We start from the raw sequence: 25708 nt of genomic DNA on the forward strand, positions 1-25708 counted from the left end.
TCAGGCGCCCATGGCGGTAAACAGCTCGCGGCGGGCGCCTTCGGTGATCGCCACGATGCCGGGGTGCTTGACCTTGCGTTCGACCGAAATGGCGTAGAACGACTCGCTGACCGCGTCGGTCTGGCCGATCAGTTGTACGCCGTATTGGCGCCGCACTTCGTCGGCGATCACGCTGGGACTGATGAAGATCCCGCTGCCCGACTGACCGAATGCCTGCATCAAGGCGCTGTCGTCGAACTCACCGATGATCCTGGGTTGTATCTGCTGCTCGGCCAGCCAGCGCAGTAGGCGGCTGCGCACCACGGTTTCCTGCCCGGGAATCAGCAGCGGAGCGCCATGCAGGCTATGGGGGAAGTTCGTTCCATAGCGCTCGGCCAGTTCTTCGGTGGCGAAAAAGCTGATGCCGCACTCGCCGAGTTTCTGGCTGTAGCCCTTGATATCAAGATGTGAGGGCATGGGGCTGTCGGAGATCACCAGGTCCAGGCGCTGGATGGCCAGGTCGGCCAGCAGGCGTTCGAGCTTGTCCTCGCGGCAGGTGATGCGGATCGGTTCGCTCAGCTCCATGGTCGGGGCGATCAGGCGATAGACGATCGATTTGGGCACCACATCGGCCACGCCGACCCGGAACAGGATCTGCTGCTCGTTGGGCTGGGCCTGGAGCATGGCTTCCAGTTCGCCGCCCAGCTGGAACATCTGCTCGGCGTAGGGCAGGGTCTGGCGCCCGGCTTCAGTCAACTCCAGTTGCCGGCCGACCCGGCGAAACAACTCGATGCCATAGGTTTGTTCGAGCAGGGTGATCTGCCCGCTGATGGTTTGCGGGGTCAGGTTCAGTTGCTCGCAGGCCCGGACGATGCTGCCGGTCTTGGCGACGACCCAGAAGTAATGCAGTTGACGGTAATTGAGCATGGCTGGCTTTGATTCGTAAAAATCGAAGTATAGCCGTTAAAAATACGAATTTTCCTGAAGTGTTCGCTTCCATAGAATGCCTCGCTATTGACGGGCCATCGTCTCGGCCCGGTCCGTTCTAACGAGGAAAGCGCAATGACCTATAAATCCATCGCCGCATCGTTGCTGGCGTTGTCGTTGATCACCCTTGCCGGTTGCGAGCAGGCGGAAAAAAGCGCGCAGCAGCTGTTGGGCAAGGCCGCGGAAAACGCCAAGCAGGCGATCGACGACACGCACAAGGCCGCCGAACAGGCGATCAGCGACGCGACCCAAGGCTTGATCAGCAAGCAGGAAAAGCCGGCGGACGAGGCCAAAGAAGCCACCTCGTCGTCCCAGGAAATCTGATTCCCCCATACCCCCGACTCAGGACTGAGCCATGGAATATCTTTTACAACTCGCTGCCAGCCCCACCGCCTGGGTCGCCCTGGCAACCCTGGTGGTCATGGAAATCGTGCTCGGCATCGATAACCTGATCTTCATTTCGATCCTGACCAACAAGCTGCCCGAGCAACACCGGGCCAAGGCCCGGCGGATCGGTATCGGCATGGCCCTGATCCTGCGTCTGGCGTTGCTCAGCACCATCGCCTTTATCGTGCAACTGACCGAGCCGGTGATCGATGTCTTCGGCCAGGTCTTCTCCTGGAAGGACATGATCCTGATTGCCGGCGGCCTGTTCCTGCTGTGGAAGGCCACCACGGAGATCCATCACAGCATGGACCCGGAGCCGCAGGACAGCAAAAGCGAGACTGCTGGCGTGTCCCTGGGGTTCGCCGCGGCGATCGGCCAGATCCTGATGCTGGACATGGTGTTCTCCATCGACAGCATCATCACTGCCGTCGGCATGACCGAGCACTTGCCGATCATGATCATCGCGGTGGTGGTGTCGGTACTGGTGATGCTGCTGGCGGCCGAGCCTCTGGCCAAATTCATCAATGACAACCCGACGGTGGTCATGCTGGCCCTGGGCTTCCTGATCATGATCGGCATGACGCTGATCGCCGAAGGTTTCGGTGCCCATGTACCAAAAGGTTATGTGTACGCGGCCATGGCTTTCTCGGCGGCCATCGAGGGGCTGAACATGCTGGCCCGTCGTGCCCGGCAGAAGCGCGTGACGGCGGAGGCGGAAGTCGAAGCCTGATTCGCGGCAACAATCGACGGCGGCCTGTGTTCAAGGACACAGGCCGCCGTTTTTATTGGATAGGAGAAAAGGCGCCAGTCAGTGCGCGGTGGCGTGATGCCGGGCCGGTTTTGCGGTTTTCGCGGCGGGAGTCGGCAAGCGCGGATGATGGTGCCGGCGAGCGATCCGCAGGACGCCCCATAGCATGGCAGCGGCGACGGCCAGCCAGCCGCCGATCAGCATCAGGATTGTCGTTGTCAGGCTCATACATGCCTCCTTTTTGCCCTGTCCGGGGCACACACTCGTTGCAATGGACAGTCTAGTCGCGGTTGTGTTTCAAGCCATTGACCAATAGTCGAGTGTCATCAAACGGTTTGCTCTATGAGGCGCAAATTACTGCGGCTTGACGCTATACCCTTGCCTCGTGGCGCCCTATGATCAGCGTTTCGGCCGGGGCTCCTGGCTTGGCGTCTGCACAAGAGAGTCATGATGGAACGGATGTTTCTGCGATTTCGAACACTGTTGTTGGCGGGCGCCTGCGCCCTGACGCTGGCCGGTTGCGCCAGCAGCGTGCAGCCGGAGATTCAGCGCCTGCCCGAGCGGGTGGAACTCAACGGCGTACCGTTTTTCCGCGGCGAAACCTATCAGAGCGGCCCGGGCACCCTGGCCAGCATGCTGTCCCAGCAAGGTATCGTGATCACCCCGGGCCTACTGGACAAGCCGTTGCACCTGCCAGGCGCCGAGGCGAAGTTGCAGCAGAACATGCTGACCCTGGCGCGTGAGTACGGGATGGTGGTCTATCCGCTGGACGACAATTTAGCGGCGCTGCTGACCCAGGTTGCCGCGGGATACCCGGTGATGGTGCGTTACACCGAAGGCTCGGCGTTCTGGGCCGAACCTCGCTATGCCGTGCTGGCGGGCTATAACCGGCACAAGCAGACGGTGTTGCTGCGAGCGGGAATGAATCGTCGTCTGTTGATGGACTTTGCCAAATTCGAATCGGCCTGGAGCAGTGCGGGGCACTGGGCGGTGCTGATTCAGGGGCCGACCCAGGTACCCGCCCAGGTCGATCGCCAGCGTTGGCTGAGGGCGGCCGATGAGTTGGCCCAGGCCGGGCAGGAGAACGCGGCAGCACGAGCGACCAAGGCGTTGAGCGCCAACTGAGGTTGCAGAAACGCTGACGGCGCCCAGGGGCGCCGTCTTTGAAAGGGCCGCGATCGACAGATCCGCGGCCTTTTTTGGGTCTGCCAGCTTCTATTCGGCAGTTTGGGCGACGCCGCTCTGACGGCTTTTCAGGTTTTTGCCGGCCTTGTAGCTCAAGGCGGCATTCGGTACCGAGCCGCTTTTACCGGTTTCCAGCCACTGGCGGATGCGGCTGGCATCGGCGAAGTGCGTGTATTTGCCGAAGGCGTCGAGAATCACCAGGGCGACCGGGCGGTTGCTCATGCTGGTCACCAGTACCAGGCAGTGGCCTGCTTCATCGGTAAAGCCGGTCTTGGTCAGCTTGATGTCCCAGTTGGCCCTGTTGACCAGGTGATCGGTGTTGCGAAAGCCCAGGGTGTAGTTGGGTTTGCGGAACGCCACGGTCTTTTCCTTGGTGGTGCTCAGCTCGCTCAGCAGCGGGTATTTGCGCGCCGCCAGCAACAGTTTGCTCAGGTCCCGTGCGGTGGACACGTTATGGACCGACAGGCCGGTCGGCTCGACATAGTGCGTGCTGGTCATGCCCAGTGCCTTGGCCTTGGCGTTCATGGCGGCAATAAAGGCTGCATACCCGCCCGGGTAGTGGTGGGCGAGGCTGGCGGCGGCACGGTTTTCCGACGACATCAGGGCGATCAGCAGCATCTCCTTGCGCGGCAGCTCGCTCTTGAGCTTGACCCGGGAAAACACACCTTTCATTTCCGGGGTGTTGCTGATGTCCACGGAGATGTATTCATCCAGCGGTTGTTTGGCGTCGAGTACGATCAGACCGGTCATCAGCTTGGTCACCGACGCGATGGGCACGACCACGTCGGGATTGCTGGAATAAATGACCTTGTTGGTCTGCAGGTCCAGCAGCAGGGCGCTGCCGGAGGCAATATGCAGTTGGGAGGGATCGCGCGGCGCTTCGGTGGTTTCGCGAGCGACGGCGCTCTGCGTGATAAAGGTGCCTGTAAGTGCAAAAAATAGGCTCAGGATAGAAAGACGGATTTTCACGCGGGCGGACTCATGAAGTGGATATGCCGTTCTGCAACGGGCTGCTTTCAGAAAAACGTTACATTTTATGAGTATGTGCCAGGAAAGAGCTACACGCCCGTAGGTAAAGGGCTCCAGGTAAATTAAATTTCATCCTGTACCAGATTTGTACCAGTTCGATCCTCTTCTTTCTGATGAGTAGATCGTCCGCTGCAAGCGGGGTATTCGGTCCAGGTTTTCGGCGAGCAGAAACAAAGAACCCCGCCAATGGCGGGGTTCTTTTTATCCGGGATGTTTCCCAGGGTCAGTCGTGCAGCGTTTCTGCCGCGTACAAGGTGTTTTCCAGCAGGCAGGCACGCGTCATCGGGCCGACGCCCCCCGGTACCGGGGTGATCCAGCCAGCGCGGGGCAGGGCGGTCTCGTAGACCACATCGCCCACCAGCTTGCCGTCTTCCTGGCGGTTGATGCCGACGTCAATGACGATGGCGCCTTCCTTGATCCATTCACCCTTGACCAGGCCCGGCTTGCCGGCGGCCACGACCACCAGATCGGCACGCCCGACGTGGCCGGCCAGATCCTTGGTGAAGCGGTGGGTAACAGTAACGGTGCAGCCGGCCAGCAGCAGCTCCATCGCCATCGGGCGACCGACGATGTTGGAAGCGCCGACCACGACTGCATCCATGCCGTACAGATCGGCACCGGTGCTTTCCAGCAGGGTCATGATGCCTTTCGGGGTGCATGGACGCAGCAGGGGGATGCGTTGGGCCAGGCGGCCGACGTTATAAGGATGGAAACCATCCACGTCTTTATCCGGGCGGATGCGTTCCAGCAGTTTGGAGGCATCGAGGTGTTCGGGCAGTGGCAGCTGTAGCAGGACGCCATCGATGTTCGGGTCATCGTTGAGGCGGTCGATCAGGCCGGCCAGTTCTTCTTGAGTGGTGCCTGTAGGCAAGTCATAGGCTTTTGAAAGAAAGCCGACCTCTTCGCAGTCTTTACGCTTGTGCGAGACATAAACCTGAGAGGCCGGGTCGCTGCCGACCAGGATCACCGCGAGGCCTGGAGTACGCAGGCCTTGCTGGCGACGCTCGGCGACACGTTTGGCGATCTGCTGGCGCAGGCTAGCGGCGATCGCTTTGCCGTCGATTAGTTGTGCAGTCATGACGCGTGATTAACCATCGAGAGGGAGAGAAAAAGAGAACGCATTCTCGCATGCCAGGACGTGAGGGCAAAGGCGCTTGGTCTGCAAATTCCCCTAACTCCTTTAATTAAATGAATTTTTTTCAAAAAAGAGTTGACGACCTAACGGCTCGTCTATAACATTCGTCGCACTTGTCGGGCACAGCCTAGCACTGGTTAAGAAGGTCGGGCAGAGTTGATGTTTAGCTCGTAACGACTGAAAGCACTTAGTTTGTAATCATTAAAGAATACAGATTAATAAGGCGCCCGTAGCTCAGCTGGATAGAGCATCCGCCTTCTAAGCGGATGGTCGCAGGTTCGAGTCCTGCCGGGTGCGCCATTAGGCAGCTTTGGCACAAGTAACGCAACAACGCAATATGGTGGGCGTAGCTCAGTTGGTAGAGCACAGGATTGTGACTCCTGTTGTCGTGGGTTCGATCCCCATCGTCCACCCCATATTCCGAAAGGCGCCAGATTAATAGTCTGGCGCCTTTGCTTTAAAAGCTTGATACGCGGACGTGGTGGAATTGGTAGACACACTGGATTTAGGTTCCAGCGCCGCAAGGTGTAAGAGTTCGAGTCTCTTCGTCCGCACCAATTAAGTAGCTATTTATATAGCAGATAACGGCGCAGCACCTGAAAAGGGCTGCGCCGTTTTCGTTTCAGAAGTCTGTATTTCCAGCGGGTCGCAGGTGGTGGACCAAGGAAGCGACGAAACACTCGTCCTTTTGTCGCTGGAATGCTGAAGGTTTACCAGTCGGGCTGTGGTTTGGTCCGGCTATCGGGGAGGTGATGCGCCATTCCTTCTATATATAGAAGCGTTGGTGCAGAGGCCCTGGTTTGATTCGCTGTATTTGCTCTCAGGGCGAGGCTCAACCGTTGGTCCCCGCCTTTAAATCGCCAGCTGTTTTTTTACCCGTTTTCAGTAGGGTGACTTCTTGAGTTTGACCCACTAGAATGCATGCCCTTGATTCTGGGGTCGGAAACGGCCGGCTAACGTCTGTGCAACGAGGAATATCCATGCAAGTTTCTGTTGAAAATACTTCTGCTCTTGAGCGCCGCATGAGCATCACCGTGCCGGCTGAGCGCATCGAGACACAGGTCAACAAGCGTCTGCAGCAGACTGCCCAAAAGGCCAAGATTCCAGGCTTCCGTCCTGGCAAAGTCCCAATGAGCGTGATCCGTCAGCGTTATGAAGCTGATGCGCGTCAAGAAGCTGTGGGCGACGTGATCCAGGCTTCCTTCTACGAAGCTGTTGTCGAGCAGAAGCTGAACCCGGCTGGCGCTCCTTCGGTTGAGCCAAAGGTTCTGGAGAAGGGCAAGGATCTGGAATACGTTGCAACGTTCGAAGTGTTCCCTGAGTTCACCGTTGCCGGTTTCGAGTCCATCGCCGTTGAGCGTCTGAGCGCTGACGTGGCTGATGCCGACCTGGACAACATGCTGGAAATCCTGCGCAAGCAGAACATTCGCTTTGAAGTGGCCGACCGTGCCGCTCAAAACGAAGACCAACTGAACATCGATTTCGTCGGCAAGGTTGACGGTGAAGTGTTCGCTGGCGGTTCCGCCAAGGGTACTCAGCTGGTGCTGGGTTCCGGCCGCATGATCCCGGGCTTCGAAGAAGGCCTGGTCGGCGCCAAAGCTGGTGAAGAACGCGTTCTGAACCTGACTTTCCCTGAGAACTACCAGAACCTGGACCTGGCTAGCAAAGCTGCCGAGTTCACCGTGACCGTCAACACTGTTTCCGAGCCTAAGCTGCCAGAACTGACCGAAGAGTTCTTCGCTCAATTCGGCATCAAGGAAGCCGGTCTGGAAGGTTTCCGTGCCGAAGTTCGCAAGAACATGGAGCGTGAACTGCGTCAGGCCATCAAGTCCAAGGTCAAGAACCAGGTAATGGACGGCCTGCTGGCTGCCAACCCGATCGAAGTGCCTAAGGCTCTGCTGGACAACGAAGTGAACCGTCTGCGCGTTCAGGCCGTTCAACAGTTCGGTGGCAACATCAAGCCTGATCAACTGCCGGCCGAGCTGTTCGAAGAACAAGCCAAGCGTCGCGTCGTACTGGGTCTGATCGTGGCTGAAGTGGTCAAGCAATTCGACCTCAAGCCTGACGAGGCCCGCGTGCGTGAGCTGATCCAGGAAATGGCTTCTGCTTACCAAGAGCCGGAGCAGGTCGTGTCCTGGTACTACAAGAACGAGCAGCAACTGAACGAAGTCCGTTCGGTTGTGCTGGAAGAACAAGTTGTGGATACTGTTCTGCAGAAAGCTAGCGTGACCGACAAATCGGTCTCTTACGAAGAAGCGGTCAAGCCGGTAGAAGCACCACAAGCCGACTGATTTTTTACTCGTTCGAAAATACACACCATAAGCCAGCCTTCGTGCTGGCTTATGCGTATTCAAGACATGACTATTTGGGAGTGACTGCAGGACATGTCCCGCAATTCTTATTATCAGCAGAGCTCTGACATCCAGGCCGCAGGCGGCCTGGTCCCGATGGTTATCGAGCAGTCCGCCCGTGGCGAACGCGCCTATGACATCTACTCGCGCCTCCTCAAGGAGCGGGTGATCTTCCTGATTGGCCCGGTAGAAGACTACATGGCCAACCTGGTCGCGGCACAATTGCTCTTCCTTGAAGCGGAAAACCCGGACAAGGACATCCATCTTTACATCAACTCGCCAGGCGGTTCGGTGACTGCGGGTATGTCGATCTACGACACCATGCAATTCATCAAGCCGGACGTTTCCACCATCTGCATCGGCCAGGCCTGCAGCATGGGGGCTTTCCTGCTTGCCGGTGGCGCAGCGGGCAAACGTCACTGCCTGCCTAACTCGCGGATGATGATTCACCAGCCTTTGGGCGGTTTCCAGGGCCAGGCTTCGGATATCGACATCCATGCCAAGGAAATCCTGCACATCCGTTCGCGCCTGAACTCGCTGCTGGCTCATCACACCGGTCAGAGCCTCGAGACCATCGAGCGCGACACCGAGCGCGACAACTTCATGAGCGCAGAGCGTGCGGCTGAATACGGCCTGATCGACTCTGTGATCACCAAGCGTCAAATGCCTGCCTAAGCAACTCAAATGTAGGTGGTTGGTTTAACCGGCCACCTGCGGACTTGAAAAAGCCCGCAATTGCCTTCATCTTGTGTTGCAAGCCTATCGGATTTGGATCGATCGAATGACTGACACCCGCAACGGCGAGGACAACGGCAAACTGCTTTATTGCTCCTTCTGTGGCAAAAGCCAGCATGAAGTACGCAAATTGATTGCCGGCCCCTCGGTCTTTATCTGCGACGAGTGCGTCGACCTGTGCAATGACATCATCCGTGAGGAGGTGCAGGAAGCACAGGCCGAAAGCAGCGCGCATAAATTGCCTTCGCCTAAAGAAATCAGCGGCATCCTTGATCAGTATGTGATTGGTCAGGAACGTGCGAAAAAGGTTCTGGCGGTAGCGGTATACAACCACTACAAGCGCCTCAACCAACGTGACAAAAAGAATGACGAGGTCGAACTGGGTAAGAGCAACATCTTGCTGATCGGCCCTACAGGTTCGGGCAAGACTCTGTTGGCAGAGACCCTGGCGCGCCTGTTGAATGTACCGTTCACCATTGCTGACGCCACCACCCTGACCGAAGCCGGTTATGTGGGTGAGGACGTCGAGAACATCATTCAGAAACTGCTGCAGAAGTGCGATTACGATGTAGAGAAAGCTCAAATGGGCATCGTCTATATCGATGAAATCGACAAGATTTCCCGCAAGTCTGACAACCCTTCGATTACCCGTGACGTTTCGGGCGAAGGCGTGCAGCAGGCCCTGTTGAAACTGATCGAAGGCACTGTGGCTTCCGTTCCGCCTCAAGGTGGTCGCAAGCATCCGCAGCAAGAGTTCCTGCAGGTCGATACGCGCAACATCCTGTTCATCTGCGGTGGTGCGTTCTCGGGTCTGGAAAAGGTTATCCAGAACCGTTCGACTCGCGGCGGCATAGGCTTCAATGCTGAAGTACGCAGCAAGGAAGAGGGCAAGAAGGTCGGCGAATCCCTGCGTGAAGTCGAACCGGACGATCTGGTCAAGTTCGGCCTGATTCCGGAGTTCGTGGGTCGTCTGCCGGTTCTTGCGACCTTGGACGAGCTGGATGAGGCAGCGTTGATCCAGATCCTCACCGAGCCGAAAAACGCCTTGACCAAGCAGTATGCCAAGTTGTTCGAGATGGAAGGCGTCGATCTGGAATTCCGTACCGATGCCCTCAAGTCGGTCGCCAAGCGTGCGCTTGAGCGCAAGACTGGTGCTCGCGGATTGCGTTCGATTCTCGAAGGCGTGTTGCTCGACACTATGTACGAAATCCCCTCGCAGTCCGAGGTAAGTAAAGTAGTGATCGACGAAAGCGTTATAGAAGGTAAGTCCAAGCCACTGTATATCTATGAAAACAGTGAGCCGACTGCCAAGGCAGCCCCGGACGCCTAAGCGCCGGACTGCTGGTTTGACAGAAGGGGCCTTCGGGCCCCTTTGCTTTTACTGCCTTTAAAGTACTGTCTTTGAGCTTGTTTTTTTTCGAGGCAGCCCCCATCTTGGTTTCAAGCTTACTTCCATCTGTTTACGGCCTTATGGCCGCCGTAGAGGCGAAATCATGAAGACAACCATCGAATTGCCTCTCTTGCCATTGCGTGATGTCGTGGTTTATCCGCACATGGTTATCCCGCTGTTCGTGGGGCGCGAGAAGTCTATCGAAGCCCTCGAGGCCGCGATGACGGGCGACAAGCAGATTCTTCTGTTGGCTCAGAAAAATCCTGCTGATGATGATCCCGGTGAAGATGCACTCTATCGCGTAGGTACCATTGCCACTGTTCTGCAATTGCTCAAGTTGCCTGACGGTACCGTCAAAGTACTGGTCGAGGGCGAGCAGCGGGGTGCTGTGGAGCGTTTCAGCGAAGTGGATGGCCACTGCCGTGCCGAAGTCGCCCTGATTGACGAGGTGGACGCTCCTGAGCGCGAGTCGGAAGTCTTTGTCCGTAGCCTGTTGTCCCAGTTCGAGCAGTACGTGCAGCTGGGCAAGAAAGTCCCTGCCGAAGTGCTGTCGTCCCTCAACAGCATCGATGAGCCGAGCCGCCTGGTAGATACCATGGCTGCGCACATGGCGCTGAAAATCGAGCAGAAGCAGGAAATTCTCGAAATCATCGACCTGTCGGCGCGTGTCGAGCACGTGCTGGCGTTGCTGGATGCGGAAATCGATCTGTTGCAGGTCGAGAAGCGCATTCGCGGTCGCGTGAAGAAACAAATGGAGCGCAGCCAGCGCGAGTACTACCTGAATGAGCAGATGAAGGCCATTCAGAAAGAGCTGGGCGACGGTGACGAAGGTCATAACGAAGTCGAAGAGCTGAAAAAGCGCATCGACGCCGCCGGCTTGCCAAAGGACGCCCTGGCCAAGGCCCAGGCCGAGCTGAACAAGCTCAAGCAAATGTCGCCGATGTCGGCCGAGGCCACAGTGGTGCGTTCCTACATCGACTGGCTGGTTCAGGTGCCGTGGAAGGCGCAGAGCAAGGTTCGTCTGGACCTGGCGCGCGCCGAAGATATCCTCGATGCGGATCACTATGGCCTGGAAGAAGTCAAAGAGCGGATTCTCGAATACCTCGCCGTGCAAAAGCGCGTGAAGAAGATTCGTGGCCCGGTACTGTGCCTGGTCGGGCCTCCTGGGGTCGGTAAAACCTCCCTGGCGGAGTCGATTGCCCACGCCACCAACCGTAAATTCGTGCGCATGGCCCTCGGCGGCGTGCGTGATGAGGCGGAAATTCGTGGCCATCGTCGTACCTACATCGGTTCGATGCCAGGAAGATTGATTCAAAAGATGACGAAAGTGGGCGTTCGCAACCCGCTGTTCCTGCTCGATGAAATCGACAAGATGGGCAGCGACATGCGTGGCGATCCGGCTTCGGCATTGCTCGAAGTGCTCGACCCCGAGCAGAACCACAACTTCAACGACCACTATCTGGAAGTCGATTACGACCTCTCCGATGTGATGTTCCTCTGCACCTCCAACTCGATGAATATTCCGCCAGCGTTGCTGGACCGGATGGAGGTGATTCGTCTGCCGGGTTACACCGAGGACGAGAAGATCAACATCGCGGTCAAATACCTGTCGCCCAAGCAGATTCAGGCCAACGGCCTGAAGAAGGGCGAGCTGGAATTCGACGAAGAAGCCATTCGCGACATCATCCGTTACTACACCCGCGAAGCCGGTGTGCGTGGGCTGGAGCGCCAGATCGCCAAGGTTTGCCGCAAGGCGGTCAAGGAGCATGCGCTTGAAAAACGCTTCTCGGTGAAGGTCACTTCCGACCTGCTGGAGCATTTCCTCGGCGTGCGCAAATTCCGCTATGGCCTGGCCGAGCAGCAGGATCAGATCGGTCAGGTAACAGGCCTGGCCTGGACCCAGGTCGGTGGTGAGCTACTGACCATCGAAGCGGCCGTGGTGCCTGGCAAAGGTCAGTTGATCAAGACCGGTTCGCTGGGTGACGTGATGGTCGAATCGATCACTGCGGCGCTGACGGTGGTGCGTAGCCGTGCGAAGAGCCTGGGGATCCCCCTGGACTTCCACGAGAAGCGCGACACCCATATCCATATGCCGGAAGGGGCGACCCCGAAAGATGGCCCTAGTGCTGGCGTAGGCATGTGCACGGCCCTGGTTTCGGCATTGACCGGCATTCCGGTACGGGCTGATGTGGCCATGACCGGGGAAATTACCCTGCGTGGCCAAGTGTTGGCGATCGGTGGTTTGAAAGAGAAACTTCTTGCAGCACATCGTGGTGGAATCAAGACTGTCATCATTCCAGAAGAAAATGTGCGCGATTTGAAGGAAATTCCTGACAATATCAAGCAGGATCTTCAAATTAAGCCAGTTAAATGGATTGACGAAGTCCTCCAAATTGCGCTGCAATACGCGCCGGAGCCCTTGCCGGATGTGGCTCCCGAGATAGTTGCAAAGGATGAAAAACGCGAGTCTGACTCTAAGGAAAGAATTAGCACGCATTAGTACGCATTAGCCTGGGGGGCTTCCTTGACAGCTTTTTAGAGCCCTTGTTATAAAGCGGCTCTTAAGTGTCTGTAGGCCATTCAGCACTGGTTTTTGCTTTCACCAAAAAACTTAGAATCATACTCAAATAGATATATAAGGGGACTTAGAGTGAACAAGTCGGAACTGATTGATGCTATCGCTGCATCTGCTGATATCCCGAAAGCTGCTGCTGGCCGTGCGCTGGATGCAGTAATCGAATCCGTCACTGGCGCTCTTAAGGCTGGCGACTCCGTTGTACTGGTTGGTTTCGGTACTTTCTCTGTTACCGATCGTCCTGCTCGCATTGGTCGTAACCCACAGACCGGTAAGACGCTGGAAATCGCTGCAGCCAAAAAACCAGGTTTCAAAGCTGGTAAAGCACTGAAAGAAGCCGTTAACTAAGCTTCCTTCAAGCCTTTGCCTACCCGGGTCGGGGTCTTTCCCGACCTGGCAGCGGAGCGGTAGGGCAGCCGGTTAGAAATCCGGTTTGTCACATCGGGGATCGAGGGTTCGAACCTCTGTCCGCTTCGCCAGTTACGAGAAAGGCGCATCCTCGGATGCGCCTTTCTTCTATCCGGACTCTACCCACGCTCCACGGTTGCTTAATTTGAAGTACAACCGTTTCTGGGGGACGCATGCTGCAGAATATCAGGGACAATTCACAAGGCTGGATTGCCAAGACCATTATCGGGGTCATCGTCGCACTGATGGCGCTGACCGGTTTCGATGCCATTTTTCAAGCCACTTCCACCAGTCAGGACGCGGCCAAGGTCAATGGTGAAGAAATCACCCAGAATGAGTTGAGCCAGGCGGTTGATATGCAACGCCGTCAGCTCATGCAACAACTGGGCAAGGATTTCGATGCTTCCTTGCTCGACGAGAAGCTGCTGCGTGAAGCGGCTCTCAAAGGTCTGATCGACCGCAAGCTGCTGCTGCAAGGCGCGGAAAACTCCAAGTTCGCCTTCTCTGACGCCGCTCTGGACCAGGTGATCCTGCAAACGCCGGAATTCCTGGTGGACGGCAAGTTCAGCCCTGAGCGTTTCGACCAGGTGATCCGTCAGCTGGGTTATAGCCGGATGCAGTTCCGTCAGATGCTGGCTCAGGAAATGCTGATTGGCCAAGTGCGCGCCGGTCTGGCTGGCAGCGGTTTTGTCACCGATGCACAGGTGCTGGCATTCGCTCGCCTGGAAAAGCAGACCCGCGATTATGCCTCCCTGACCATCAAGGCCGACCCGGCGGCAGTCAAGCTGACCGACGACGAGGTCAAGGCTTACTACGACGAACACGCCAAGGAATTCATGTCGCCGGACCAGGTGGTCATCGACTACCTGGAGTTGAAGAAGGCTTCCTTCTTCGATCAGGTCAGCGTCAAGGACGAAGAGCTGCAGGCGCTGTATCAGAAAGAAACCGCCAACCTGTCCGAGCAACGCCGTGCCGCACACATCCTGATCGAAGTGAACGACAAGGTGAACGAAGCACAGGCCAAGGCCAAGATCGAAGAGATCCAGGCGCGCCTGGCCAAGGGCGAAAGCTTCGAGGCGCTGGCCAAGGAGTTCTCCCAGGACCCGGGTTCGGCGAACAACGGTGGTGACCTCGGTTATGCCGGCCCTGGCGTCTATGACCCGGCCTTCGAGGAAGCGTTGTACGCCTTGAACAAGGATCAGGTTTCGGCGCCGGTACGCACCGGTTTCGGTTTCCACCTGATCAAGCTGCTGGGCGTCGAGGCACCTGAAGTGCCGAGCTTCGCCAGCCTGAAAGACAAGCTGACCCGCGAGCTGAAAACCCAGCAGGTCGAGCAGCGTTTTGTCGAGGCGACCAAGCAACTGGAAGACTCCTCGTTCGAAGCCTCGGATCTGGCCCAGCCGGCTCAAGAGCTGAAACTGACCGTGCACACTTCTGCTCCATTCGGGCGTGAAGGAGGCGAGGGCATCGCTGCCAACCGTGCGGTGATTCAGGCTGCTTTCAGCCCTGAAGTGCTGGATGAAGGTGCCAACAGCACCGCCATCGAACTGGATCCGGAAACCGTAGTGGTCCTGCGCGCCAAAGAGCATCGCAAGCCAGAGCAACTGCCGCTGGAAAGCGTCGCCAGCAGCATCCGCACGCAATTGGCCAAGGAGCACGCCAGTGCTGCCGCCAAGGCCAAGGCCGATGCCTTGATCGCCAGCCTGCGCGAAGGCAAGACTGCGCTGAAGGCGCCTGTCGATGGCCAGAACTGGAAGGTTTCCGAAGCAGTGACCCGCGGCCAGGAAGGCGTCGAGCCGATCGTGTTGCAGGCCCTGTTCCGCATGGCCAAGCCAGCGGCCAAGGACAAGCCGACCTTCAGCAGCGTGACCCTGCCGAACGGCAGCCTGGTGGTCCTGCAGCTCAATGGTGTGAACGAAGCCGCTGCACCGAGCGACGAAGAAAAGGCTCAGTACCGCCGCTTCCTCGCCTCGCGTATGGGGCAGCAAGACTTCGCGGCGTACCGCAAGCAGTTGGAAAACCAGGCTGACATCAAGCGCTTCTGATGCCTGACTGAAGTCACAAACAGAGACCCCGGCCAACGCGCCGGGGTTTTTGTTTTCAGCCTATGGCGGGAAACCCATGGCGGCGGGCGTTCACGACCACTACCAGGCAAACCAGCAGCAGGCCGATGATCACCCAGGGAAACGACAGTACCCCGGGACCTTCCAGCAGTATGCCCCCCACCAGCCCGCCACCGGCGATGGCCAGGTTCCAGGCGGTCACCAGCATCGACTGCGCGGCGTCGGCAGAGGAACCGGAAGTCTTCGCCAGGGCTGTCTGCAGCAGGGTGCCGAGGCCACCGTACGACAAGCCCCAGAGGACCATCGAGGCGTAGACCGCGGCTGGCGCGTCGGGGCGCAGCGCCAGCAGCAGTGCACAGAGGCCGAACAGGATGCAACTGACCAGCACCAGCCGCCGCAACCAGCGATCGATTAGCAGGCCGACGACCCAGATGCTCAGCACCGCGGTCAACCCGAATACCAGCAACACCCGGTCGATCTGCCCGGTGATACCGGCCGGCTCAAGGAGCGGCGCGATATAGGTGTAGAGGATGTTGTGGCCCAGGACATAAGCGAAGGTCACGAACAGCACCGGCTTGACCCCGGGCAGGGCAAACACACTCCTCAGCGACAGGCGCTTGTCGCTGCGCAGGCCGGGAAAGTCCGGCACCTGCCAGCGCACCCAGCCGAGTAGAACCAGAGTCAGCACCGTCATCAAGGCAAAGCTGGCCCGCCAGCCGACCAATGCACCGAGCAGTGTGCCCGCCGGCACTCCCAGGGACAGCGCCAACGGTGCGCCAAGCATGGCGACGGCGATGGCCCGGCCTTGCAGGTGCGGTGCGACCATGCGGCTGGCATATCCGGCCAGCAGGGCCCAGAGCAGCCCGGCGAATATCCCGGCAAAAAAGCGCGCGACCAGGATCAGGCTGTATTGGGTGGAGAACGCGGTGACACTGTTGACCAGCGCAAAGCCGCCTATCGCGATCATCAGCAAGGGCCGGCGGCGCCAGCCCTGGGGGAGGATCACCAGCGGGATCGCCGCCAGGAGCGAACCAATGGCGTACAGCGTAACCAGTTGGCCCACCAGCGCCGGGGACACCGCCAGGTCCTGGCTCATTTGTGGCAACAGGCCGGCTGGCATGGCTTCGGTAAGGATGGTGATGAACCCGGCGGTCGCCAGCGCCAGCAGGCCGCTCAGCGGAAGTCGGTCGTGACGTCTGGATTCAATGTCCAGCAGGTCGACGGTGGCAAGAGGTTCGGTCATGGTCTCAGGCTCGCTACAGGTTTCAGGAAGTAGGGAGGCTGAGGGTAGGGCGCTGTGATAAAGAGAAAAATAGGCTAAGGTTCCGAACTTATCGGACATCCATGTCCGCAATAGCGAGGTTGGCGATGGACTGGTTGAGCAATATCTCAGTCTTCCTGCAAGTGGCGAAAACCCGCAGTTTTACCGAGGCGGGGCGGTTGTTGGGGGTATCGTCTTCGGCTGTCGGCAAGAGCATCGCGCGGCTCGAGGAGCGCCTGGAGACCCAACTGTTTCATCGCAGTACCCGCAGCATCACCCTGACCGCCGAAGGTGCAGGTTTTCTCGAGCGCTGCCGCCGGATTGTCGCCGAGGTCGAGGCGGCCGAATTCGATCTGTGCAAGTCTTCCAATGCTCCGAGGGGCAAGCTGCGGGTCAGCCTGCCGCAGGTGCATGGCCTGGTGATGCCGGTGTTGGTGGAGTTCATGCAGCGTTATCCGGAGATCGAGCTGGATATCGTGCTGACGGACCGCATAGTGGATGTCGTGGAAGAGGGGTTCGATGCCGTGATACGTACCGGCAGCCCCGGTGACTCACGGCTGGTGGCCCGGTCCTTGGGGCAGTACCGCCTGGTGCTGGTGGGGACGCCTGAGTACTTTCGCGAGCATGGCGTTCCGCAGACGCCCGCGGACCTGGCTAACCACGGGTGCTTGCGGCATACCTTCCACAACACGGGCAAAATCGAGCACTGGCCATTGCGACGAGCGGTCGACGCCCCGGAACCGCTGCTGCCGACACGTTTTGTCAGTACCTCGATCGAAGCGCTGGACCACGCGGTACGGCGCGACCTGGGGATCGCCTGCCTGCCCGACTTCATGGTTCACGAAGCGGTCGAGCGGGGCGAGTTGCAGCGGGTGCTGGACGAGCATCTCGAACACAACGGCACCTTCTGGCTGCTCTGGCCTGCGAGCCGGCACACTGCCGCCAAGCTACGTGTGTTCATCGATCATCTGTGCGCGCGACTTTTTCCGGCAAACCGTGGTCAGTAACCTTGTATTCACCTTAAGACACTAATCCGCGCGCCCTGTGGCCTCGAACTGTTGCACAATACGCCCCGGACCGTTTTCCTCAGGATTTTCGATGCATAGATCATTTCACCTGCGTGCCGCCGGGTTGACGCTGCTGCTGGCGGCCGTCGCCGGTTGTTCGTCGCAGAAGACCGCCATTTACGAGCATGAAAACTTCGATGACTCCGGCACCTTTTCGCGCAATTACCCGGTGAGTGACACGGCGTCCTGCGAGGCCGCCCGTCGCGCCCTGCTCAGCCAGGGCTACATCATCACCAGCAGCGATCCGAAACTGGTCAGTGGTCACAAGAGCTTCCAGCAGACGGGCGAAACCCACATGGAGATCAGCTTCAGCGTGGTGTGCGCCCAGGACGGCAGCACCAATCACCGCTCCACGGTGTTCGCCAATGCCCTGCAAGACCGTTATGCCCTGAAGAAGGTCAACAACTCGGCGAGCCTGGGGGTGGGCGTGCTGGGTTCGGTGTCGATGCCGATCGGCTCGACCGACGACTCGATGGTCAAGGTCGCCAGCGAGACGGTTTCCTCGGCGAAGTTCTACGAGCGTTATTTCGCCCTGGTGGAGCTGTTCCTGCCGCAGGAAGCGAAAAAGGCCGCGCATATCATCGAGAAGCCGAAGACCGATCTGGGCATGCCCGAACCCAAGCCCGCGGAGCCTGCCGCAGCACCAGCCCCGGCGCCCGTGACGCCGCAACCGGCACCTGTCGTACCGCCTGCTGTACCGGCTGCCGAGCCGACTCCGGCCACTTCGCCCGTTGCGCCACCCGCCTCGAACCTCTCGCAACCGCTAGCGCCACCCGCGGAAGCGGCGCCCATCGCACCGAGCGCACCTGCCGAGCCGACGCCGGCCACCGAGATAGTGACCCCGCCTCCCGCCAGCACCTTGCCGGCGCCGACAGAGCCGATTCCGGCACTGCCACAGTAAGCATCTGCGGATAGCTGCGAGATCGACCCTGGTGTCGATCCCGCGGTTGCCAGTCCTCTCTGAAGATTTCTTTGCCAGCTCGCGGGTAAATCCGTTGCCAGCTGCTACGTTCCATCTGAGGGACGGAGATTGCGCACGGTTTTTTTTCTGTCACATCGGCACTTTATGCTGACGGCTCAGTCAGTAAGAAGACGACTCAGCACGCAGGTTACCTAAGCCCCACCCACAGGCCACACACAAGGAGTCCGCGATGGACGATTACCAAGAAGAACTGCTGGAATTCCAGGCCTTTGAACTGGACCCGCTGGAACCCGCAGAAGACGCCACCGAGCTGTAACGCCGGTGGCGTTTTTTTCAGGCTGACTGCCGGTGGCTGCGACGAAATTCACCCGGTGTCTGGCCGCTCCAGCGCTTGAAGGCGCGTTGAAAGGCCTCGGCTGAGGCAAACCCCAACAGATAGGCAATTTCCCCGAAGGCCAGTTCGGTATCGCGAATGTAGGTCATGGCCAGATCGCGGCGGGTGTCGTTGAGAATGGCGCGAAACTGCGTCCCTTCCTCGGCGAGTTTGCGGCGCAGGGTCCAGGTTGGCAGCTTCAGGCGTGCCGCCACTTCTTCCAGGTCGGGCTCCCGGCCACCATTGAGCAAAGGCCCCAGCAACTGAGTGATGCGTTCACGCAGGCTGCGGGTGCGGGTCAGTTGCTCCAGTTCCCGTTCACAGAGTTGCAGCAGATGGCGCCAGGTACTGGGGCAGTGCTCGACATTGCGCTGGGCCAGGGTGGCCTGGCTCAGGCGCAACTGATTGTGCTCGGCGCCGAACAGGATCGGGCAATCCCCCAGGCTGTTGTAGCGTTCGCGGTAATCGGTCTGGACAAACTCGATCTCGATGCGTTCAGCCTTGACCGGCGAGCCGAGGCTGCCCAGTTGCTGCAGCCAGCCGGCCAGGATCGAATCCACCACAAAGCGGTTGTAGGCGTTGTAGGGGCTGATGGAATAGAAGCGCAGCCAGGCGCCGTCGGCGTCTTCATGGAAGCTCGACTGGCCGCGATAGTTCGAGCCATACAAAGCTTCGAAACGGGTCAGGCAGCGCGCGGCTTCGCGTACGGTCGGCGCCTGGGCGGCGGTGACGCCCGCCAGCCCGGCCTGGCTCAGGCGGCTGAGCTGGCCCATGCGCAACCCCAGCGCCGGATCGCCGGTCAGTTGAATCGCCGCGTGGCCCAGGCGCATGTAACGGGGAATCGACAACCGCGCCCCGGCCTCGGCCAGGCGCGCGGCGTCCAGTCCGTATTGTTCCAGCAGCGGCTGCGGGTCGAGGCCATGGCTGCGCACGGCGTCGGCCAGGCTATGGACGAAGCCCACCGACAGGTCTCCGAGGCGCATCGGCTGGGGCTTCATGGACTTACAACCAGATATTCAGCAAACGCGCGCCACGGGCATCGCCATCGGCGAAGTGCTCGCCGTTGCTGTTGATGAAGCTTTGCCCGGCGCTGCCCTGATCCCAGAACTGGCCGCGCAGGAACACGCTGACGCCGGTGCTGGCCAGGCTGCTGGGCGCGCGGCTGGTCAGGGTCAGGCGGCGCCAGGCCTCGCCTTCGCTGACTTCTTCAGGCTTGAGGCTGACCTCGCTTGGGGTCGAGAGGTTCTTGTAGCCGCGCCATGGCCTGTCCCAGGCACCACGACCCATGACGAAGGCCGGGACCGCCACCAGTTGCGCGCCCTGGGCGTTGAGCTTGCGGTAGTTGTCCGGGTACCAGCTGTCGCTGCCGATCAGCACGCCCAGGCGGCCGGCCGGGGTGTCGACCACCTGGACAGCCTGGTCGGCGCTGGCCTGGATAAAACCGCGCTCGTCGAAGGTCGGGTACAGCTGGCGTTGCGGCTGGCCGATCGGCAGGCCATCGCTGCCGAAGACCAGGGTGGTGTTGTACAGCGCGCCGCTGCCGATGCGCAGGTTGCTGCCTTCGATCACCGGTTCCGGCAGGACAATGGAGCCCGCCACCAGGGTGATGCCAAATTCCTTGGCCAGGCCGCCGAACAGCCGCTGGTACTGCTCGGCCATGCTCCTGGCCTTCATCCGCAGGTGCGCGTCGTTCAGGCGATTGTCACCCTTGGCGGTGATCAGGGCGCGCAGGAAGGGCAGGGGGTTGCTTACCGCCAGCCAGTTCATCGCCTCTTTCAGGCTGGCGGCCTGATACAGCTCGTTTTTCTCGCCGCTGACCATCAGCCAGGTGCCGATGTGCTCCGGCAGCACCACCACGGTCTTTTCGTTCAGCAGCCCCCGGTCCCGGGCCTGTTGCAGGTAGGCCGCGAGCTTGCGGTGCAGACGCTCGGGGCTCTGGTAATCGGTGGGGAACAGCTCGGGCTGGATACCCAGCAGGTTGCCATGGTCGGCAGGGGTGCCCTGGTCCACCGCGAGCTGGATGCGCAGGTCGGACAGGTAATGACCGATCGGCCGCTCGCGGGTCCACAGGGTGTAGCTGGTCAGGGCGGCAATCAGGGCCAGGGTGAAGGTGAAGTAAAGAAGTTTGCGCATGGGAAGACAGTCGGCAGCCGTGTGCGGGATTCGCTGACTAGGGTAGGGCCCATGTCCACGATTGCCAAGGGCGGGCTGCGCATTTGGATCAATAAGTTGTCAGTTACGGTCATTGAGCGCCTTGGGGGCTGCTCTTAGTCTGTCGAACATGACCGACGGGAGCCGCAGAGCTTCCGCATTTTTTCCGTGATCGTTCGATGTGGAGTTACCGATGGCCGCCGCTCACTACCCGCATTTGCTGGCCCCGCTGGACCTGGGCTTTACCACCCTGCGCAACCGTACCCTGATGGGCTCGATGCACACCGGCCTGGAAGAAAAGCCCGGCGGTTTCGAACGCATGGCCGCCTACTTCGCCGAGCGTGCCCGCGGTGGCGTCGGCCTGATGGTGACCGGCGGCATCGGCCCGAACGACGAGGGCGGCGTGTACTCCGGCGCGGCCAAGCTGACCACCGAAGAAGAGGCGCTCAAGCACCGTATCGTCACTCGCGCGGTCCACGAGGCGGGCGGCAAGATCTGCATGCAGATCCTCCATGCCGGGCGTTATGCCTACAGCCCGAAACAGGTGGCGCCGAGCGCGATCCAGGCGCCGATCAACCCGTTCAAGCCCAAGGAGCTGGACGAAGAGGGCATCGAGAAGCAGATTCGCGACTTTGTCACTTGCTCGACCCTGGCGCAGCAGGCCGAGTACGACGGCGTCGAGATCATGGGCTCCGAAGGCTACTTCATTAACCAGTTCCTCGCCGCGCACACCAACCACCGTACCGACCGCTGGGGCGGCAGCTACGAAAACCGCATGCGCCTGCCGGTGGAAATCGTCCGCCGCGTGCGCGAAGCGGTAGGCCCGAACTTCATCATCATCTTCCGCCTGTCGATGCTCGACCTGGTGGAAGGCGGCAGCACCTGGGAAGAAATCGTGCAGCTGGCCAAGGCCATCGAGCAGGCCGGCGCGACCATCATCAACACCGGTATCGGCTGGCACGAAGCGCGGATCCCGACCATCGCCACCAAGGTGCCGCGTGCCGCCTTCAGCAAGGTCACGGCCAAGCTGCGCGGTTCGGTGTCCATCCCGCTGATCACCACCAACCGCATCAATACTCCGGAAGTGGCCGAGCAGATCCTCGCCGAAGGCGACGCCGACATGGTCTCCATGGCGCGGCCGTTCCTTGCCGACCCGGAGTTCGTCAACAAGGCAGCCGCGGGGCGTGGCGATGAAATCAACACCTGCATCGGCTGCAACCAGGCCTGCCTGGACCACACCTTCGGCGGCAAGCTCACCAGTTGCCTGGTGAACCCGCGGGCCTGCTACGAGACCGAACTCAACTACCTGCCGGTGCAGCAGATCAAGAAGATCGCCGTGGTCGGCGCCGGCCCCGCCGGGCTGTCCGCCGCGACCGTGGCGGCCGAGCGCGGCCATCAGGTGACGCTGTTCGATTCGGCCAGCGAAATCGGCGGCCAGTTCAATGTCGCCAAGCGCGTGCCGGGCAAGGAGGAGTTCTTCGAAACCCTGCGCTACTTCAAGCGCAAGCTGCAGACCACCAACGTCGAGCTGTGCCTGAACCGTCGGGTCGATGTCGAGCAACTGGTGGCCGGCGGTTATGACGAAATCATCCTGGCCACCGGTATCGCCCCGCGCACGCCGGCGATCCCGGGCGTCGACCACGCCAAGGTCCTGAGCTACCTGGACGTGCTGCTGCAGCGCAAGCCAGTGGGCCAGAAAGTGGCGGTGATCGGGGCTGGCGGCATCGGCTTCGACGTCTCCGAGTTCCTCGTGCATCAGGGCGTGGCCACCAGCCAGGACCGTGAAGCGTTCTGGAAGGAGTGGGGCATCGACACGCACCTGGAGGCCCGTGGCGGCGTCGCCGGTATCAAGCCCGAGCGTCATGCTCCGGCGCGCCAGGTGTTCCTGCTGCAGCGCAAGACCTCCAAGGTCGGCGACGGCCTGGGCAAGACCACCGGCTGGATTCACCGCACCGGCCTGAAGAACAAGCAGGTGCAGATGCTCAACAGCGTCGAGTATCTGAAGATCGACGACGCCGGCCTGCATATCCGCATCGGCGAGAGTGGCGAGCCGCAGGTGTTGCCGGTGGACAATATCGTGATCTGCGCCGGCCAGGATCCGCTGCGCGAACTGCACGAAGGCCTGGTGGCCGCCGGGCAGAACGTGCACCTGATCGGTGGCGCCGACGTGGCCGCCGAGCTGGACGCCAAGCGTGCGATCAATCAGGGCTCGCGCCTGGCCGCTGAACTCTGATCCAGCGGTAATCATGGCCACCGGGGTTCTGCGAAGAGCCCCGGTGGCTTTTTTATGTCTGTTCCGACGCCATCGCGGGCAAGCCTCGCTCCTACAAAAAGCCCCACGGTCTTCGTCTGTAGGAGCGAGCGGGCGGCGATCCGACTTGCCTGCGATAGGGCCCTTCAGGCTGGTAGACTTCCTGCCCCCGCTATCCAGAAGTTGCCAGTCATGCATCACCGTCTTGCTTCATGAGCCTCGGACCTTTCCACTGGCTGCCCAGCGCGCCCCTGCAACCCCTGGCCCTCGACTGGCTGTCCCGCGCCGGGGTGGAAGTGGCGGTCCTGCGCCTGGACCAGATCGACCCGCTGATCTCCGGCAACAAATGGTTCAAGCTCGCCCCGCATCTGGCGGCGGCTGGCGAGGCCGGTGCCCGGGGCATCATCAGCCTGGGCGGTGCTCACTCCAATCACCTGCATGCATTGGCGGCCGCCGGCAAGCGTTTTGGTTTCGCTACCGTGGGGCTGCTGCGCGGTCATCCGCAGGACACGCCCACCGTGCTCGACCTGCAAGGCTTCGGCATGCAGCTGCACTGGCTCGGCTACGGCGGCTACCGAGCGCGGCATGAGCCAGGCTTCTGGCAGCCCTGGCAGGCCCAGTACCCTGAATTGTTCCCGGTGGCGGAGGGCGGTGGCGGCTTGCTCGGGGCCAGCGGCTGCATGCCGCTGGTGAACCAGATGCGCAGTCAACTGAATGCCTTGGGCTGGGACGACTATCACGGCTGGTGGCTGGCCGCCGGCACCGGCACCACCCTGGCCGGGCTGGTGTTGGGGGAGGCCGGCGCCCACCCGGTGTATGGCGCCCTGGCAGTGCCGGACGATCACGGTGTCGCGCAACAGGTGGCGGCTATTGTGCGGGAGGCGGGCTTGCAGGACGGGGGTTATGAGCTGTTCGACAGCAGTCGCGGCGGTTTCGCCAAGGTCGATCCGCTGCTGCTGGCGTTTATCGAAGAGACTGAACGCCACAGCGGCATCCCCCTGGAGCCGCTGTACACCGGCAAGGCCTTGCTGGCCCTCAAGCAACAGGTGGAGGCCGGGCGCTTTGCCGCCGGCAGCCGCCTGGTCTTCGTCCATACCGGCGGCTTGCAGGGCCGCCGGGGTTTCGCCGAGCCGGCGCAGCCTTAGCCGCGCTTGGGCAGCATGCGTTGCAGGGTGTTGTCGCGCATAAAGTAGTGGTGGTAAAGCCCGGCCACCGCATGCAGCCCGATCAGCCAGTAGCCGACGGTGCCCAGCAGCACGTGCCAGCCTTCGACCTGTTTGGCGAACTGTTTGTCTTCAGCCACCAGCAGCGGCAGGTCGATGCCGTAGAACATCACCTGATGGCCTTCGGCGCTGGTGATCAGCCAGCCGAGGATCGGCATGGCGATCATGAACAGGTACAGGGCCCAGTGCATCAGCTTGGACAGCAGCATCTGCCAGCTTGGCGGTGTGGGCAGGATCTTCGGTGCCACCCCCAGGCTGCGGGCCAGCAGGCGCAGCCAGACCAGCACGAACACGGTCAGGCCGAGCATGAAGTGCGCTTCCTTGATCAGCGTCCGGCCACCGCTGCCCTTGGGGAAAATGCCGCGTAATTCGATGCAGGCGTAGACCGCGATCAACAACACCAGCATCAGCCAATGCAATGCAATCGACACCGTGCTGTAACGGTTGTCGGAGTTCTTCCAGGGCATAGAGCCTTCCTCGTTCATCAGGTCAGTAGCCTCCGTTCTTAACGACGGAGTGCTGTAACTGTAATCCTGTTTCCGAGGCTCTGCCCGGGGCAAATGCGCGGTTTGCGCGAGTGCCGGTAAAAAAACGGCAGCTCCATGCCGGGCTGCCGCTCGGGGGAGGCCAATGGCCGATCAGCTGCTTTGGGGCATCTCGCCGTTGGCCAGGCGCTGGTTGATGTCGGCGATCACCTGCGGTAAATCGCTGATGGTGTCGATCATGTAGTGCGGCCGCGAACCCTCGAACAGCCCGTGGATGCGCTGGCGCTTGCTGGCCAGGGTGTCGCTGCCCAGGGCGCGATAACCCTCGTAGGTCAGGCCCAGGGCGTTGCCGGAGCAGATCAGGGCCACAGTCCACATGCCGGCGCGACGGCCTTCGAGAATGCCCGGCACGGTGTCGTCGATCTTCACGCAGGCGGCGACATCGTCGATCCCCAGGGCGATCACGTTGGCCAGGGCCTGGGCCGGCCATGGGCGGCCGTTTGGCACCTCGTCGGTGGCCACTACGTGGTCGGCGACGTAGCCATTGGCCGCCGCCAGTTCCACCACCTTGTCCATGACCTGCTTCGGGTAGCCGGAGCAGGAGCCGATCCGGATGCCTTGCTGGCGCAGGTTGGCGATGGTTTCCAGGGCGCCGGGGATCAGCGCCGAATGTTCGGCGATCTTTTCGATCTGCAGCGGCATGAAGCGCTGGTAGATGGCGGTGACATCGTCGTCGGTCGGGGTGCGGCCGAACACCTGGCGATAACGCTCGGCAACCTGCGGCAGGTCGCACAGGGTGCGGATGTGGTCCCACTTGCCCATGCCCATCGGGCCACGGGCTTCTTCGATGGAGACCTGCACGTCGAACTCGGCGAAGGCCTCGACGAAGATCTGGGTCGGCGCAAAGGAGCCGAAGTCGACCACGGTGCCGGCCCAGTCGAGGATCGCGGCTTGCAGCTGCTTGGGGGTGTTGTAGTTCATGTGTTGAAGACCTGTGTAGGCG

General features: G+C 60.4%; 22 protein-coding genes and 3 tRNA genes. 16 read left to right on the forward strand and 9 right to left on the reverse strand.

Annotated features, from left to right (window positions below):
* Window positions 1-906: a transcriptional activator NhaR gene (gene nhaR, locus PVZ80_RS01280; protein WP_009049858.1), complete on the reverse strand. Its 906-nt coding sequence runs from the start codon at window positions 904-906 to the stop codon at window positions 1-3.
* Between the two features lie 135 nt (window positions 907-1041).
* On the opposite strand from nhaR, the gene PVZ80_RS01285 reads away from it, so the two are divergent.
* Complete coding sequence (locus PVZ80_RS01285; RefSeq protein WP_009044657.1) at window positions 1042-1290, forward strand: hypothetical protein; 249 nt, start codon at window positions 1042-1044, stop codon at window positions 1288-1290.
* 31 nt (window positions 1291-1321) lie between these two features.
* Window positions 1322-2083 carry a TerC family protein gene (locus tag PVZ80_RS01290; protein ID WP_038577699.1) on the forward strand — a complete coding sequence of 254 codons (762 nt, stop codon included), beginning with the start codon at window positions 1322-1324 and terminating at the stop codon, window positions 2081-2083.
* Between the two features lie 78 nt (window positions 2084-2161).
* Here PVZ80_RS01290 and PVZ80_RS01295 read toward each other — a convergent pair whose 3' ends face one another.
* Window positions 2162-2329: a hypothetical protein gene (locus tag PVZ80_RS01295; RefSeq protein WP_009049855.1), complete on the reverse strand. Its 168-nt coding sequence runs from the start codon at window positions 2327-2329 to the stop codon at window positions 2162-2164.
* A gap of 222 nt (window positions 2330-2551) precedes the next feature.
* Here PVZ80_RS01295 and PVZ80_RS01300 point away from each other — a divergent pair, with 222 nt between their 5' ends.
* Window positions 2552-3226 carry a PA2778 family cysteine peptidase gene (locus PVZ80_RS01300; protein WP_037005966.1) on the forward strand — a complete coding sequence of 225 codons (675 nt, stop codon included), beginning with the start codon at window positions 2552-2554 and terminating at the stop codon, window positions 3224-3226.
* A 90-nt stretch (window positions 3227-3316) separates the two neighbouring features.
* On the opposite strand, the gene pbpG is transcribed toward PVZ80_RS01300, so the two are convergent.
* Together pbpG and folD are read right to left on the reverse strand one after the other, a co-directional pair.
* Window positions 3317-4255 (reverse strand): D-alanyl-D-alanine endopeptidase, encoded by a 939-nt coding sequence (pbpG, locus tag PVZ80_RS01305; RefSeq protein WP_009049853.1) that lies wholly within the window; start codon window positions 4253-4255, stop codon window positions 3317-3319.
* A 283-nt stretch (window positions 4256-4538) separates the two neighbouring features.
* Window positions 4539-5393, reverse strand: a complete 855-nt coding sequence (folD, locus tag PVZ80_RS01310; RefSeq protein ID WP_009049852.1) for a bifunctional methylenetetrahydrofolate dehydrogenase/methenyltetrahydrofolate cyclohydrolase FolD — start codon at window positions 5391-5393, stop codon at window positions 4539-4541.
* A gap of 280 nt (window positions 5394-5673) precedes the next feature.
* On the opposite strand from folD, the gene PVZ80_RS01315 reads away from it, so the two are divergent.
* From PVZ80_RS01315 to PVZ80_RS01355, 9 genes are all read left to right on the forward strand, one after another.
* Window positions 5674-5750 (forward strand) — tRNA-Arg (locus PVZ80_RS01315).
* 40 nt (window positions 5751-5790) lie between these two features.
* Window positions 5791-5866 (forward strand) — tRNA-His (locus PVZ80_RS01320).
* Window positions 5867-5922: 56 nt separating this feature from the next.
* Window positions 5923-6007, forward strand: a tRNA-Leu gene (locus tag PVZ80_RS01325).
* A gap of 423 nt (window positions 6008-6430) precedes the next feature.
* Window positions 6431-7741 (forward strand): trigger factor, encoded by a 1311-nt coding sequence (gene tig / locus PVZ80_RS01330; protein ID WP_009049851.1) that lies wholly within the window; start codon window positions 6431-6433, stop codon window positions 7739-7741.
* A gap of 93 nt (window positions 7742-7834) precedes the next feature.
* The gene (gene clpP / locus PVZ80_RS01335) at window positions 7835-8476 is read left to right on the forward strand and encodes an ATP-dependent Clp endopeptidase proteolytic subunit ClpP (RefSeq protein WP_007927205.1); all 642 of its coding nucleotides are present in this window, start codon (window positions 7835-7837) and stop codon (window positions 8474-8476) included.
* 106 nt (window positions 8477-8582) lie between these two features.
* Window positions 8583-9866 (forward strand): ATP-dependent Clp protease ATP-binding subunit ClpX, encoded by a 1284-nt coding sequence (gene clpX, locus PVZ80_RS01340; RefSeq protein ID WP_007927204.1) that lies wholly within the window; start codon window positions 8583-8585, stop codon window positions 9864-9866.
* Window positions 9867-10029: 163 nt separating this feature from the next.
* On the forward strand, window positions 10030-12426 hold the full coding sequence (lon, locus tag PVZ80_RS01345; protein ID WP_016701944.1) for an endopeptidase La: 2397 nt from the start codon (window positions 10030-10032) through the stop codon (window positions 12424-12426).
* A gap of 93 nt (window positions 12427-12519) precedes the next feature.
* Window positions 12520-12849 (forward strand): HU family DNA-binding protein, encoded by a 330-nt coding sequence (locus PVZ80_RS01350; protein ID WP_020296819.1) that lies wholly within the window; start codon window positions 12520-12522, stop codon window positions 12847-12849.
* Window positions 12850-13082: 233 nt separating this feature from the next.
* Window positions 13083-14954 carry a SurA N-terminal domain-containing protein gene (locus tag PVZ80_RS01355; RefSeq protein ID WP_023964295.1) on the forward strand — a complete coding sequence of 624 codons (1872 nt, stop codon included), beginning with the start codon at window positions 13083-13085 and terminating at the stop codon, window positions 14952-14954.
* Between the two features lie 55 nt (window positions 14955-15009).
* On the opposite strand, the gene PVZ80_RS01360 is transcribed toward PVZ80_RS01355, so the two are convergent.
* Window positions 15010-16215, reverse strand: a complete 1206-nt coding sequence (locus PVZ80_RS01360; protein ID WP_273863336.1) for an MFS transporter — start codon at window positions 16213-16215, stop codon at window positions 15010-15012.
* 125 nt (window positions 16216-16340) lie between these two features.
* On the opposite strand from PVZ80_RS01360, the gene PVZ80_RS01365 reads away from it, so the two are divergent.
* Window positions 16341-17240, forward strand: coding sequence for a LysR family transcriptional regulator (locus tag PVZ80_RS01365; protein ID WP_038633698.1), 900 nt, complete (start codon window positions 16341-16343; stop codon window positions 17238-17240).
* A 91-nt stretch (window positions 17241-17331) separates the two neighbouring features.
* Entirely contained in the window at window positions 17332-18201 is an 870-nt protein-coding gene (locus tag PVZ80_RS01370) for a DUF2242 domain-containing protein (RefSeq protein ID WP_273828645.1), read from the forward strand.
* A 354-nt stretch (window positions 18202-18555) separates the two neighbouring features.
* Here the strand turns inward: PVZ80_RS01370 and PVZ80_RS01375 are convergent, their stop codons facing one another.
* A complete protein-coding gene (locus PVZ80_RS01375) occupies window positions 18556-19593 on the reverse strand; it encodes an AraC family transcriptional regulator (RefSeq protein ID WP_053269488.1) in 1038 nt (345 codons plus the stop codon).
* Between the two features lie 4 nt (window positions 19594-19597).
* Window positions 19598-20728, reverse strand: a complete 1131-nt coding sequence (locus PVZ80_RS01380) for a carbon-nitrogen hydrolase family protein (RefSeq protein ID WP_273863337.1) — start codon at window positions 20726-20728, stop codon at window positions 19598-19600.
* 211 nt (window positions 20729-20939) lie between these two features.
* On the opposite strand from PVZ80_RS01380, the gene PVZ80_RS01385 reads away from it, so the two are divergent.
* Complete coding sequence (locus PVZ80_RS01385; protein WP_009049843.1) at window positions 20940-22979, forward strand: NADPH-dependent 2,4-dienoyl-CoA reductase; 2040 nt, start codon at window positions 20940-20942, stop codon at window positions 22977-22979.
* 230 nt (window positions 22980-23209) lie between these two features.
* The gene (locus PVZ80_RS01390; protein WP_273863338.1) at window positions 23210-24142 is read left to right on the forward strand and encodes a 1-aminocyclopropane-1-carboxylate deaminase/D-cysteine desulfhydrase; all 933 of its coding nucleotides are present in this window, start codon (window positions 23210-23212) and stop codon (window positions 24140-24142) included.
* On the opposite strand, the gene PVZ80_RS01395 is transcribed toward PVZ80_RS01390, so the two are convergent.
* Together PVZ80_RS01395 and phnX are read right to left on the reverse strand one after the other, a co-directional pair.
* On the reverse strand, window positions 24139-24687 hold the full coding sequence (locus PVZ80_RS01395; protein WP_009049841.1) for a cytochrome b: 549 nt from the start codon (window positions 24685-24687) through the stop codon (window positions 24139-24141). The genes PVZ80_RS01390 and PVZ80_RS01395 overlap by 4 nt on opposite strands.
* Before the next feature lie 171 nt (window positions 24688-24858).
* A complete protein-coding gene (phnX, locus tag PVZ80_RS01400; RefSeq protein ID WP_273863339.1) occupies window positions 24859-25686 on the reverse strand; it encodes a phosphonoacetaldehyde hydrolase in 828 nt (275 codons plus the stop codon).
* Window positions 25687-25708: the final 22 nt, after the last annotated feature.

It is taken from the genome of Pseudomonas sp. B3G-3 (genome assembly GCF_028640915.1).
GTDB classification, from domain to species: domain Bacteria; phylum Pseudomonadota; class Gammaproteobacteria; order Pseudomonadales; family Pseudomonadaceae; genus Aquipseudomonas; species Aquipseudomonas chlororaphis_I.

Bases quoted from the DNA above. Each gene is read 5' to 3' on its own strand.
- PVZ80_RS01285 (WP_009044657.1), top strand. From the start codon at position 1,042: ATGACCTATAAATCCATCGCCGCATCGTTGCTGGCGTTGTCGTTGATC.
- PVZ80_RS01360 (WP_273863336.1), bottom strand. From the start codon at position 16,215: ATGACCGAACCTCTTGCCACCGTCGACCTGCTGGACATTGAATCCAGA.
- PVZ80_RS01355 (WP_023964295.1), top strand. From the start codon at position 13,083: ATGCTGCAGAATATCAGGGACAATTCACAAGGCTGGATTGCCAAGACC.
- PVZ80_RS01375 (WP_053269488.1), bottom strand. From the start codon at position 19,593: ATGAAGCCCCAGCCGATGCGCCTCGGAGACCTGTCGGTGGGCTTCGTC.
- PVZ80_RS01380 (WP_273863337.1), bottom strand. From the start codon at position 20,728: ATGCGCAAACTTCTTTACTTCACCTTCACCCTGGCCCTGATTGCCGCC.
- PVZ80_RS01370 (WP_273828645.1), top strand. From the start codon at position 17,332: ATGCATAGATCATTTCACCTGCGTGCCGCCGGGTTGACGCTGCTGCTG.
- folD (WP_009049852.1), bottom strand. From the start codon at position 5,393: ATGACTGCACAACTAATCGACGGCAAAGCGATCGCCGCTAGCCTGCGC.
- phnX (WP_273863339.1), bottom strand. From the start codon at position 25,686: ATGAACTACAACACCCCCAAGCAGCTGCAAGCCGCGATCCTCGACTGG.
- nhaR (WP_009049858.1), bottom strand. From the start codon at position 906: ATGCTCAATTACCGTCAACTGCATTACTTCTGGGTCGTCGCCAAGACC.
- lon (WP_016701944.1), top strand. From the start codon at position 10,030: ATGAAGACAACCATCGAATTGCCTCTCTTGCCATTGCGTGATGTCGTG.
- clpX (WP_007927204.1), top strand. From the start codon at position 8,583: ATGACTGACACCCGCAACGGCGAGGACAACGGCAAACTGCTTTATTGC.
- PVZ80_RS01385 (WP_009049843.1), top strand. From the start codon at position 20,940: ATGGCCGCCGCTCACTACCCGCATTTGCTGGCCCCGCTGGACCTGGGC.
- PVZ80_RS01395 (WP_009049841.1), bottom strand. From the start codon at position 24,687: ATGCCCTGGAAGAACTCCGACAACCGTTACAGCACGGTGTCGATTGCA.
- PVZ80_RS01295 (WP_009049855.1), bottom strand. From the start codon at position 2,329: ATGAGCCTGACAACGACAATCCTGATGCTGATCGGCGGCTGGCTGGCC.
- PVZ80_RS01300 (WP_037005966.1), top strand. From the start codon at position 2,552: ATGGAACGGATGTTTCTGCGATTTCGAACACTGTTGTTGGCGGGCGCC.
- PVZ80_RS01390 (WP_273863338.1), top strand. From the start codon at position 23,210: ATGAGCCTCGGACCTTTCCACTGGCTGCCCAGCGCGCCCCTGCAACCC.
- PVZ80_RS01365 (WP_038633698.1), top strand. From the start codon at position 16,341: ATGGACTGGTTGAGCAATATCTCAGTCTTCCTGCAAGTGGCGAAAACC.
- PVZ80_RS01290 (WP_038577699.1), top strand. From the start codon at position 1,322: ATGGAATATCTTTTACAACTCGCTGCCAGCCCCACCGCCTGGGTCGCC.
- clpP (WP_007927205.1), top strand. From the start codon at position 7,835: ATGTCCCGCAATTCTTATTATCAGCAGAGCTCTGACATCCAGGCCGCA.
- tig (WP_009049851.1), top strand. From the start codon at position 6,431: ATGCAAGTTTCTGTTGAAAATACTTCTGCTCTTGAGCGCCGCATGAGC.